Raw genomic sequence first — 11,275 nt, 5'->3', positions numbered from 1 at the left:
GGGGCTGTTGAGCCGGCTTGTGTAGCGGTGGCCGAGGGCGGCGTAGGCCGTGGCGTGGGCGGTCTTGCACACCACCGTGCGGGGGAAGCGGGTGGCGGCACCGTGCGCGATGTCCTTGTTGAAGGCGAGGTAGCGGCCGCTGCTGAGGGTGCTGGCGGCGAGCAGGGTGAGCGTGCTGGTCTTTCCCGTTCCGGCGCCGGCCTGCAGGACGAGATGGTGGCCGGCCCGGAAGGCGTCGACGGCGTGGGCCTGTTCGTCGGTGGGCGTGTGCAACAAGGGCTCCGCGAAAGATTGAAGAGGATCAGGGGGGCCTGCAGCCGCCGCGTCGGGAGCGGCGTAGGAGAAGGAGTTATGGCGCTGTGCGAGTGGGATGGTGCTGGTGGCGGTGCAGGAGGCTGGCCACGCAGGCCAGGACGTCTTGGGGGGTGTGCTCGGCGAGCAGACTCTCGAGCCGAACCTCCAGGCGCCGGGCGCGTTCCTGCTTCTCCCGGGCAAGGGCCGCGGTCACCCGCTGCCGCAGCAGGTCCTGGGGGCGTTGCCCCAGGACTGCCGCAGCCTGGCGTAGGGCCCTGTCGGCGGTGTGGTCCAGGGCGACGTTGAGCAGGACCTGGCCGTGCCGGTCGGGGTAGTGCGTTGTCAGGACGTCGATCGGCAGGCGCGTGCCCAGCCGGCGCCGCAGCACATGCAGGGCACTGGCGGGACTGCGCGCGCCATGGACCGCCATCAGACGGTTGCGGTCCGCGTTCGCGGCCAGGGGCACGCCGCGGCGCGCATGCCGAAGTTCGCCGGGGGTGGCGGGTCTGGTCAGGGTGATCTCGTGGTGCGGCATCACGGCCGGGCCGCCTGCCGTGCACTGCCTGCAGTCCTGGGGCGTCGGACGGGGGTGGGCAGGCGGGTGTGGATGTGTTCGTGGTGGTGCAGCGGGTCGAAGGGCTCCCAGTCGGCCACCGCCAGGTCGGCGGCCGTGGGCGTGGCGGCGTGCTGCGGGCAGCGCTGGGCGCGCCAGCGCAGTTGCTCGGCGTAGGGGACGCCGGTGAGGTCGTAGAGGGCCATGACCTCGGCGAGGAGGACCAGTTGGCCGCCCGTCGCGGTGGCGGGGACCAGTCGCCAGGTGCCGGCCGGGGCGTTGGAGACAAGCAGCGGGCTGGTGCAGCGGTGGCGGCGCCGGGTCTGGGCGACACACTGGATTTCATCCACCGGCCGGGAGGCGAGGTAGCGGACATACAACAGCTGCACGATGGGCCGGGCCGGGCGGCAGACGGGCGGCCGGGGCGCCGAGTTGTCCGGCGAGGCCGGGGGAGGAGTGAAGACCCCGGCGTCGATCATGCGGCGGGTGTGCACGGCCAGCGACCGGCGCAGCCCGGCCAGTTCAGGGAAAGCCGGTGCCGTGTCGCGGGCGGGACAGAGGACGGCGTGCGGCAGACGGCACCAGCTGCTGCCGTCCCCGGCCGGGTGGGCGATTCCGGAGCTGACGTGCCAGCGGCAGGCGGCGGGCACCCGGGTGGCCGGCAGTTCCTGCGGATGGAGACGGACCGGCCGGCGGTCGCTGCGGTGGTACCACTCGATCCGGTTGCCGCAGTCGCGGCACCGGCCGCTCTGTCCACAGCGCAGCAGCCGGCTGGCGCCGTCGGGGGTGACCTGAAGGGAACGGCGCGCGCGGTGGGCGAGGACGGGGCTGCGGTCCCAGTGGCGGGAGGCGGGAGGTGTGGAGCGCATGCGCGTGAACCTGCCAGCCAACACGCCGCATCCGCGGCAGCGGTAGGGCCGGATCGCCCGCTCAGCCGCACATGGTGCCACTGGAGTGCGAACGGACGGTCGCTCGTTCGAGGCGGTCTCGCCGGTTTGGGTGATCCGGGGCGGCCGCCCGGACGGGGGTCAGTCCCCGCTCGGCCCCGGCAGGTCATGCCCGCGGCACAGCGTGCTGAAGAGTTCGTCGAACGGGGTGCCCAGAGCGTGGGCGAGGGCGTGCCAGGTCTTCAGCGTGCCGATGGTGCGCCAGATCTGGCGGACGTCGTGGGGGTTGGTGTGGACTTCCCACCTGCCGCCGCGCGAGGTGATGGGGGAGGGCTGGCCGCGGTACGGGCCCAGCAGGTCGCAGTCGTAGGTGCGGTGGTTCAGGCGGATGCCGCGTTCGGTGATCGCCTGCCAGCGCACCGGCAGCAGTTCCAGGTAGTCGTCTTGCGTGAGGGGCACGGGTACGTAGCCGACGACCGAGACGAGGGCGGCCCACATCTGGTTCGGCGTCAGCGCCGCTTTGGGCAGCACGGGATGGCGCAGCCCTTCGTGGGGGCGGTGGTGGTAGTGGACGAGCCATTCGTCGAGGAGATCCTGCAGCTGCGCGACGGTGAAGCACGCTTCGCGTTCGGCGTCGCGGCCGCGACGGGTGATGTCGGAGCCGGTGTAGCCGGGCAGGTGCTGGCAGAACAGCGAATTGATCGAACCGAAGGTGCGCTCGACGATGCCTTTGGCGGTGGGGGAGTAGGGCGGGGCGGGCTGCACGCTGATGCCGAGGGCTTCGCATGCGGCGGTGAACGTGTGGGACAGGAAGACTTTGCCCCGGTCGACGATGATCGTCTCAGGGATCACGACGGGGCGGGCGGCCGCTTGCTCGAGGCGTTCGTCCAGGCTCAGCAGCCGCTTGTGTGCGGGCAGTTGGGTGTGGGCGAAGCGCAGGGCATCGGGCCAGGTGGGGCGGGCAGGGTGGGGCACGGCCATTTCGGCCAGGAGCAGGGCCGCGTCCACGGCCTGAGTGCCGCCCGGGCACAGAACGGCGGCGAGGATGGCGCGGGTGGCGACATCTACCGCGATGGTCATCTCGGGCCGGCCGAGGGTCCCGTCGTCGAACAGGGCGAGGACGTCCAGGCGGGTGGTGTCGATCTGTACCTGCTCCCCGGGCCGCAGCGCGACGGTGGGAGTGTGGCCGCGTCCGTCCTCGGTGATGGGCGCGGTGCGCACAGAACGTGCGGGATGGTCGGCGGGGCCGGAAAGCTGGCGGACGAGCCGGTAGAAGGTGGCCTGGGCCGGCATCAGCACGCTGCCGCCGTGACGGTCCTGAAGGACCTGCGCGACCCGTGGCATCAGCGCGCTGATGGTGCCCTTGGAGCGGCCCCGCTGTTTGCGCAGCACGTCTTTGACTGCGGCGACCACCCTTTCGTCCTGCCGCCCGGTGGGGCTGGGGCCTCGGGTGGTGCGGTGGTCGACGAGCCCCCACAGGCCTTGCTTGCGGTAAGCGAGCCGCATGCGCTGCACCGTGGTGCGTGATACCCGGGCGAAGCCGAGCGCGGTCAGCTCCTGGGCCTTGGCCTGCTCCCGTTCGGCCAGCGTGTGCCGTGCGGGGTCGTACTCGGGCCGTACTGCCCCGTCGCTGCCGGGCCCGCCGGGCAGACCGCACTCGACCTCCCGCACGTGCCGCTGCCAGGCCAGCGCCTTTTCCCGCGCCGCGGCCGGGGCGGTCTCGAACAGCCCCCACCGCGGTACCGCCTGCGGCTGCGCCACTTCCGCCTGCGCTCCCAGCACGGCGAAGCTTTGATCGGCGAAGAGGTGCCCCGCCAGTACCGTCTCATCGCCGCCGTCCTCGCCAGCCAGATGCACACACTGTCCGGCCAAGGCGACAACCTGCCACCGCGATCCGCGGAAGCGGACATGCGCCCCGACCGCCACCACCGGCCGCCCGCTGCTCACACCGCCTCCCCAGTCCGGGCACCGGCCTCATCCCCACCTACGTCCGTGTCCGCGCCCTCCGCGGCTTCGCTAATGTCTCGGGCCTCCTCGGCATAGCCGTCCTCGCACTCGCCGACGTCTTCCTGAAGGCGGCCGGCCGGCACGCCTGCACCGGCATCTGCTGTCTCGGGGCCGCTCCAGGCGCGCGGTCCGACGAGGACGCGTTCGTGCAGCGGCGTCTTGAGGTCTGTCGTCAGCCGGCTGTGCCACAAGGCGTGGAAGACGCAGGGGAGGACCGCGATCGGGTCGCCGACCGCTTCGGTGCCCTTGATCAGCGGCCGCGGCCGCGTGAACGCCTCCAGGACGGACTCCGTCAGTCCGGGGCGGCCGGCGTTGCGGGGGTGACGGTAGCCGGCCAGCCACTTCAGGTTGGCGGCCAGCACGTCGTCGAGCGGCGGCAGGCGCCGGTAGGTCCAGCCGATGTCTGCGCACGCCTGCGCGACCGCCTCGGCGGCGTTCCTCGCGCGTTCCCCGCCCGCGGCCGGGTGGCCGGGGCAGTCGGCGAGCAGCGCGGTGCCGTCGGCACGCCGGGCGAACAGCTGCGGCACCCAGGAACGCACCCGACCACGCCGTTCACGCCACAGCAGCCGCACCGGCCGACCCGCCAGACCCGTCACCTCCCGATCGCGGTCCAGGACCATCAGCTGGATGCGCATCGCGTTGGACCCGGCGGCCACGTGCCGCCCGGTCGTCGCCGACCACCACAGGCCCGGCCCCCATCGCCTGCCCGGCATCACTGGGAACGCCGACACCGGCGGCAAGTCCTCGAACGCCACGGTCAGGGCGGCATCCGCCCACCGCTGCTGCACCGCCTGCCCCAGCGGGTCGAGGAACACCGCCTCGAACCCGCCCGCCTGGTCCACGGCCGCCCGCCCTGCCCGGCCCCGGGCTGCTCCTGTGCTGGTCACCCGCGCCAGCCAAGCCGCTCCCACCCACCCCGACAGCCGTTTTCAGTGTTCCTGCCACGAACGAGTGCCGTATCAGCTAACAGCCGACTTCTCCCCGACGCACCGTGCTCAGCCGCCCGCCTCCCGCCCGTCCGCGGTCAGCATCTCCCGGAGCACCTCGACGGGCATGTCCACCCATCGGGCCACCTCTTGAAGGGGCACGCCGCCGTTCACCGCCGCCAGGGCGGTCCGTTTCCAGGCGCTCTCGATCAGGCCGGCGCTGTGACCGAGGCCGCGCAGCAACCGCCGGGCGACGTCGGCGGTCGGGCCGGTCTGCACCCCCCGCAGCTGCAGCAGCTGCTCCTGGACGCTGTCCAGCGTGCTGGTGATCAGCATCCGCTGCTCGGCGGGCACCGCAGCCCGCCACATCGCCCCGAGCCGGGTGCCTTCTTCTCCTTGCCCAGCACCCGCAGCTGGCCAGCCATGGTCCCGGGCTGGTGTTCCTGCCGCAGCCACCACGGGTCGTTGTCGTACCCGGGCGGCCCGCCGGCGCCGCGGCGAAGACGGATGACACTGCCCATCCACGCGATAAGCGGCCCGCCGTGGTCTGTCGCGGCCAGCGGCCCCAGCCACGTACGCCCCAGCCGCTCACCGAGCCTGCGGCAGAACATCCCGTCGGCGGGCAGCGCCCGCGGCCGCCCGGCACCGCTGTCGGCCCACACCAGCTCGGCCATGGCCGGGTCCAACAGAGCGCCGGCCACCGCCACCACCTCCGGGAAGACGACCGCGTCCCGCCCCACGATCCGCCACCGCTCCAGATCACCACCGGCATCCCCGCCCGCGACCTGGTGCAGGCGCCGCGGCCAGGCCGTCTCCCGCTCCCAGCCAAAGGCCTGCTCCCACCATCGGGCCACCACCGCCCGCGCCAGCGCGAACACCCGCTCCGGCTCCGCACCGGCCCGCACCGCCCGCCGCGTCACCGAGGCCCACCGCCGCTGCGCCGCCACCACCTCCGGCAGGCCACGCAGATCGAGGTGCTCCAATGGCTGGTTTGCGTCCGCGTCCAGCAGCCACCGCCCATGCCGCACGCACACCCGCTCCCACCGCGGCGCATACCGCACCACCCGCACGGCCGCCCCCGTACGGCGAGCGGTGCACAGTCGGCAGCCGAATGCCACCGGACCGGCTACCGCACCACCGACCCGCCACAGCCCCACTGGATCACCAACCTCGGCGCGCAGCTTGGCATCCTCTGCCGCCCAGGACGGTAACGCCTGTGCCAGCACGGCTTCCTCCGCGCCGCACATGCCTGCCAGGAGCCGGCGTCCGGCCGCGTTCAGCAGCACCTCGGCGTCAGCCCGCGCGCCGCCGCCCTCGTGCCCCGGCGGGTAGTTGCGCCACTTCCAGCAGGCCCGCAACACCTTTGCTTCCATCCCGTAGCGCCTGGCGACGCGGCAGATCAGCGACGAGGTCGTCTCCCGCTGCAGGGGAGCGGTCCGCAGGAGGACGGGGGTACGGATCACTCCACCACGGTCTCGTGTTCACCGGCCCGGACGGACGTCTTCGCAAAAGGTGTCGGTGAGAGTCGCTGGGGAGAGAGCCGCACCGTTTGCTTCTGCCGGTCAGGAACGCACTCGGTACGTACTGCGTACGCTGAATGTACGCTTCGCGGCACGGCCGCTGCGCCTGGGTGGCTGATGCTCCCCGACTGTCACGCCCACTCCATGCCCAGCTTCCGCAGCGCTGCCAGTTGCTGCGTCGTGAGTTTGTCGCGTCTGGCGCGGGTGTTGGAGATCCATACACCGAGCCTGACCGGCACCGGCTCCGCCTCACCCTCGATCGCGACCTCCTCCCTGTGGTCGCGAGGGACCGGCCGGCCCCGGCCTTCGCGTTCGACCCATTGCGTGAGTGCTGCGAGTCCCCTCTGGAACGCCGCCTGTGCCTTGCCACTGGCCCTTCCCGAGCTTTTCGCCGTGCTCGTGGTGGCTGGTGCCGGGGACGGCATCTCGAGCGGTGTCACGCCCAGCCGGGTCAGCCGCTTCTGCTGCTCTTCCGACAGCACCTTCCAGGTGGCTGGCTTGCGCTGCTGCTTCAGCCATCGTCCGAGGTCGTCGTTGTCGAGGAGGACGCCGGGTGCGATGTCGGGGAGCCGGCCGTCTGGTTCGTCGGCGGCGAGGTCGGCGAGGACGCGGTGGTGGCGTTGCCAGTCCAGCGTCCAGGAGCAGTTCCAGTCGGGGTCGATCGCGGCGAGTTGCTCGGCCCGGGTGGCGGCGGTCTCCGGGTCCCTCTTGCCGAGTCCGTGGGGGCGGCGGAGGTTGGCGATCAGCTGTCCGATCGCGACCGGCTGCCCGTCGGGACCGTCCCACATGGCGTTCTGCCGGGGTGCGAGGTGTCCGGTGGCGCGCCGGTACGACCGGAGGACGGCGAGCTTGTTCTCCCACGCTTCCTCGCCGGGTTCCCACACCATCCCGGCCTCAGCGGCGTCGAGTAGCTCGACGCGGTGGGGGTCGAGTTCCCCGGCCCGCCGCGCTTTGCGCTGCTGGTGAACCCACCTGCCCAGCGGGAACGCCTTGGTCGCCCCCACCTGGGTCTCGACGTCGTAGGGCACGGCATACAGCCCGCTGATGTTGTTCTGGGCTCGCCATCGCAGGAGGGCTTGGTAACCCTCGAGCCACACCAGTGACTGTGGCCGGTAGACGCGGGTGCGCAGGAATGCGGCGATGGTTGCGGGGTCGCGTGGGCTGGAGAACTGCAGCAGCTCCGACTCCGCCACGCCGCTCCCCGGCTCCCGCCCCTCCTCCTCACCTTCACCGGCACCCGCGCCGGTGATGATGCGTCCGTCGGCGTCCCGCCGAACGTGCACCTTGCGCGTTCCTCGGGTGAGGGCGCGATTGGCGAGTTGTTCGGTGAGGTGTTCGGAGTGGGAGCGCAGGCCTTGGAGGACGGCGACGAGGGGGGCGTAGGAGGCGCTGGCGATCATGTCGGTGGGGTCTTCGCCGGGCTGGAGGAAGACGGGCACAATGATCCGCGCGACTTTTGTGGTGCCGTCGAGGTTGGGCCGTAGTGCCCGGCCGATGTTCTGCACGATCTCGAGCGGGGAGCTACGGGTGTCGGCGAAGCAGACGGCCTCCACACCCCGCACGCCCCGGATGTCGACCCCTTCGCCGAGGACGCGGCAGCTGGCGAGGAACGCCCGGTGCACCCGCCGCCCCGCGGCATCGATCCCGTTCGCGAACTGGCGCAGGACCTCGCGGCGTTCGGTGACGAGGTGGTCCCGGCACAGCCACGCCGACCACACCCGGTCCGCGGGAACGTGCCGCCCGGCCTGGAACTGCCGAGCGGAATCGTCACCGTGCACTCCCGCACCCAGGGCGACGTCTTCTACCACCCCCTGCGCGCCTGACCTGGCACCCAGCCGACGGGCCCCGCGCCCCGGCCCGTAACTGCATCCTGCATGACTTATGCGGCTGATGGCGGTGTCGGTCCGGGGTGAGATCGTCCCTGCATGACGTATGCGGCTGATGGCGGTGCGGAGACAAGCGACGAGCACGCGGTCATCGCGCGGTATCGACTCACGGGCGACGGTTTTGGCGAGCCGGGCGATCGGGCGGCTGTCCGCGCGGCCCAGAACCTTTTGACCGAGGCGATCGGACGCGTCGGTGTCGGGGAGTTCGACGGGAACGAGTTCGGAGACGGCGAGGTGGCGCTCTTCGCCTATGGCCCTGATGCCGACGCGCTCTTCGCCGTCATGGAACCTGTCCTGCGTGACCTGCCGTTCCGCCCGGCGAATGTGGTCTTGCGCTACGGATCCGCATCGCATCCTTCCGCTGCCGAACGGCGCGTGGAGCTGTAGCACGGATCCGCGTCAGGCGGCCGGGGCCGGGTACTCGGTCCAGTTGCGGATCGGCGAGAACAGGCAGCAGATGTTCACGGCCTCTTCGACGTCCCGGGCTTGGCACCGAGCGGGGGCCGCGGCCTGGCGGCGGCCTCGTCGAGGGCGTGGGCGGTGACCTCGTCCGCATACAGGTCCGCAGCGGTCTGCGGGAGGTTGACGGCGAAGGCCTCGGCTTCCTCGACCCGGCTGTGGAAGGTCATCATCGTCTTGATGTTGCGGGCACTGGCATGCTCCAGCACGGCCTGCAGCAACGCGAGGCGCCGGCCACGCCGCGCTTCGTCCGACAGGCCGACAAAGTAGTCGGGGTCCTCGATCTCCAGGACGTCGATCTCGAACCCGGCGAGGATGCCCCGCTCGACCGCCTCGGCGAGCCCGAACTCCGCCAGCCACGGCCCGAACGTGGCCGAGTCCTGCCCCATCGAACAGAGCTCCAGCTCACGCCCGTCCTTACCCCGCTGCGGCCTAGGCGATGCCAGGATCCGCGGGGTGGCGGTCAGGTAGAGCCGGAAGTCCGCGGGGATACGGGCGTTGTCGTGGATCGCCGCCCACGACCGGGGAGCGGGCCGCGGCCGAGGACGCCGCACAGCGGGAACGCGCCACCCGGCTCGCCCGGGACATCATGGCCGCCGGGCTCGCCTCGGCCACGGGTGAGCGGTGGGGGTCCGCCCTCATGGCGCTGCCCGGCCTCCTCCTCGGCGACGAACAGGTGTACATCGTCGCGGAGTGCTCTCTCGGCGACGGCAGCACGGCATGAGCACGGGCACGGTCATCCTTACCCAGCTGCGGCTGCTGTTCATCCAGAGCAAGTTCACCCGGAACGAGTGTCCGCGCTCTACCTAAAAGAGGTCAGGACGGTGGCGAGCCGGCACCAGGGGCAGTTTGCACTACCTGCTGCTCGAGGCCGCCGACCGGTACCGGGTCGACACCGTCGGCCTCTACCTGACCCGCGCCGGGGCCTCGCCTCCTGGCCCTTGGACGTCCCTGCCCGAAGCCACCCCGCCGGCCACCGGAAGTTCTGCCCCACCTGATGCCGCGACCGCTCCGAAGGTCTCCCGCGTCACGGCTGCTGCCCGGAAGCCCTCGCCCGCCCGGATCGTCGAGCCAGCGCTCCGACCCCGTCCCGTTCGCTGACGACCCTCGCGTCTGCCTCACCACGCGGAACACGGCCCAGTGTTGCCGGGCAAGTCGCTGGTTGATTGCTGAGGCAAGGTTTCGGAGGGTAAACAGGCGTTGACTCTGTGGTAGGTGGGGCGATAGCTTGTCCCACGTCTGTAGGTCCATATCCGGTGACACTTCCTCGCACTGACCATGCGAGGAGCGGAACAAGGGGGGTTCCTGCACTAATGACCTGCGTAGCACTCTGCATGCGAGCAAACCGTGGCGCCGGAATGGCGGCTTCTTCTTATGTGCCCCGCCCCATGACATAACTGCGCTGCTCCCCTTTCGGGCTCTATCGTCAGAAACCCGTGAGTACGCGCGCTTCTACTTATAAGGCTGCACCGCCGCATGCCTGATCTGTTTTGGCATGTCCACATCACGCCATTCGGACATCTAAAGGCGATTGCCTCTTACCCGTGTGAGTCTACCGAGTTCCACACACCATCGACCCAATAGGACAAATGTTGAAAACGCGATGGTTCACCTCGGCACGATTATTACTGCCAATAGCGACCGCGTGGAGCCTCATGATCACGGGCGCTGCGCAAGCGACTCCGGCAGTATCGAAGGCCTCCCAAAGGGTCGAACAGTCAGATAGCGGTCACGGGCCGAGGCCGGCTGAGCCACAGGCGGCGGTCAGCCTGAAACAACGGCGAGCACAGGTTCTTCGCGACGCCAAGAATCTTCAGGTAAAGATCCCACAGAGTAAAGAGGCGAGCAGAAGCAAGCAGCGATCCGTCACTGATTCGAAAGTGCCGTATCGAATAACACCGGATGACTCGCAGACATTCGATTCCAGCGGCAACGAGGTGGCGAATTATCATAACACAGTCGGTGGAGACCCCGGCTACACCACGGTGCGGGGATTCGTACCAAAGCCCGGCGACGTATTCACGTTCAAAACGTGGATATATTACGACTGGGAGGGTGGGGGGACCCCAGCAGAAGAAGACAAGGGCCTGCAATCTATAGTCATAAGGCCTGAAGTGTTATGTGGAACTCAACCTGGCGTCTGGTTCGGGGATCCTGTAACGGTCAAGGCTCCTTCATGGCTAGCATCTAAACAGTACCCGCGGGGATGGCCAAATGATCCAGGGTACTCGCAGGGAGCGCCTGCCTCTTTCACCTATAAATTCGATCCGCAACTGTGCATCGATGGAAGTAACAGTGGCGGCCAAGCGCCCTCTATCTTCCACATGGCGTTTATAATCCAAGAACCGGACGGGTCATGGCCGCTCTACGTAGAGTACGCGTACGGCGCCTGGGGACTCGGGCTCGCCGGAGTGCCTACGGAGCAGACGTTCGGCACCTCGTGTGGCGGTAATTCCGCCGGTGCAACAAACTGTCAGTCATTTCGCGGTGTAGGAGTAAACACAGCAACGGGCGCCTTCGGTCAGCAAGTTTCCGATGCGACACTGCCCGGCTCTCTCCCAGTCGACCTCAGCCGCAGCTACGCGTCGAACAACCGGGTCTCCGGCAGCCTGGCAACAGCAGGGAGCACCAGCGGGGTACTCGGCGAGGGATGGTCGACACCTTTCGAGTCACGTCTCGAAAAGAAAGACAACGGAGACCTTGTCTTCCATGCCGAGGACGGCTCCCGTTACTCATACGCAAA

The 11,275-nt window shown here is 69.8% G+C and carries 9 protein-coding genes and 3 pseudogenes; 3 read left to right on the top strand and 9 right to left on the bottom strand.

Going from position 1 to position 11,275, the window contains the following annotated elements:
• The 8 genes and pseudogenes from AB0924_RS36840 to AB0924_RS36805 all read right to left on the bottom strand — a co-directional run.
• Nucleotides 1–273: UvrD-helicase domain-containing protein (locus tag AB0924_RS36840; RefSeq protein WP_366913788.1), on the bottom strand; the 273-nt coding region annotated here is incomplete at its 3' end.
• A gap of 76 nt (nt 274–349) precedes the next feature.
• Nucleotides 350–829: a hypothetical protein gene (locus AB0924_RS36835; RefSeq protein ID WP_366913792.1), complete on the bottom strand. Its 480-nt coding sequence runs from the start codon at nt 827–829 to the stop codon at nt 350–352.
• A complete protein-coding gene (locus tag AB0924_RS36830) occupies nt 829–1,716 on the bottom strand; it encodes a DUF6083 domain-containing protein (RefSeq protein WP_366913787.1) in 888 nt (295 codons plus the stop codon). The genes AB0924_RS36835 and AB0924_RS36830 overlap by 1 nt, the downstream gene beginning before the upstream one ends.
• A 159-nt stretch (nt 1,717–1,875) precedes the next feature.
• Nucleotides 1,876–3,663, bottom strand: a complete 1,788-nt coding sequence (locus AB0924_RS36825) for a transposase (protein WP_366913791.1) — start codon at nt 3,661–3,663, stop codon at nt 1,876–1,878.
• 14 nt (nt 3,664–3,677) lie between these two features.
• Complete coding sequence (locus tag AB0924_RS36820) at nt 3,678–4,628, bottom strand: TnsA-like heteromeric transposase endonuclease subunit (RefSeq protein ID WP_366913786.1); 951 nt, start codon at nt 4,626–4,628, stop codon at nt 3,678–3,680.
• Nucleotides 4,629–4,736: 108 nt separating this feature from the next.
• On the bottom strand, nt 4,737–5,021 hold the full coding sequence (locus tag AB0924_RS36815; RefSeq protein WP_366913785.1) for a hypothetical protein: 285 nt from the start codon (nt 5,019–5,021) through the stop codon (nt 4,737–4,739).
• Complete coding sequence (locus tag AB0924_RS36810) at nt 4,997–6,130, bottom strand: DNA-binding protein (protein WP_366913784.1); 1,134 nt, start codon at nt 6,128–6,130, stop codon at nt 4,997–4,999. The genes AB0924_RS36815 and AB0924_RS36810 overlap by 25 nt, the downstream gene beginning before the upstream one ends.
• Before the next feature lie 188 nt (nt 6,131–6,318).
• Nucleotides 6,319–7,935 (bottom strand): annotated as a pseudogene (locus tag AB0924_RS36805) (Helicase associated domain protein); the annotation flags it as partial.
• A 177-nt stretch (nt 7,936–8,112) separates the two neighbouring features.
• Here AB0924_RS36805 and AB0924_RS36800 point away from each other — a divergent pair.
• Nucleotides 8,113–8,460, top strand: a complete 348-nt coding sequence (locus AB0924_RS36800) for a hypothetical protein (protein WP_366913783.1) — start codon at nt 8,113–8,115, stop codon at nt 8,458–8,460.
• Nucleotides 8,461–8,612: 152 nt separating this feature from the next.
• Here the strand turns inward: AB0924_RS36800 and AB0924_RS36795 are convergent.
• Nucleotides 8,613–9,056: pseudogene (locus tag AB0924_RS36795) on the bottom strand (helicase); the annotation flags it as partial.
• 65 nt (nt 9,057–9,121) lie between these two features.
• On the opposite strand from AB0924_RS36795, the gene AB0924_RS36790 reads away from it, so the two are divergent.
• Complete coding sequence (locus AB0924_RS36790) at nt 9,122–9,256, top strand: hypothetical protein (protein WP_366913782.1); 135 nt, start codon at nt 9,122–9,124, stop codon at nt 9,254–9,256.
• A gap of 865 nt (nt 9,257–10,121) precedes the next feature.
• Nucleotides 10,122–11,258 (top strand): annotated as a pseudogene (locus AB0924_RS36785) (DUF6531 domain-containing protein); the annotation flags it as partial.
• Nucleotides 11,259–11,275: the final 17 nt, after the last annotated feature.

The organism is Streptomyces sp. NPDC047869 (assembly GCF_040704065.1).
In the GTDB taxonomy this organism is placed as follows: domain Bacteria; phylum Actinomycetota; class Actinomycetes; order Streptomycetales; family Streptomycetaceae; genus Streptomyces.
The sequence above is the reverse complement of the archived record's forward strand: the minus strand, read 5'-3'. Positions and strand labels throughout refer to the sequence as shown.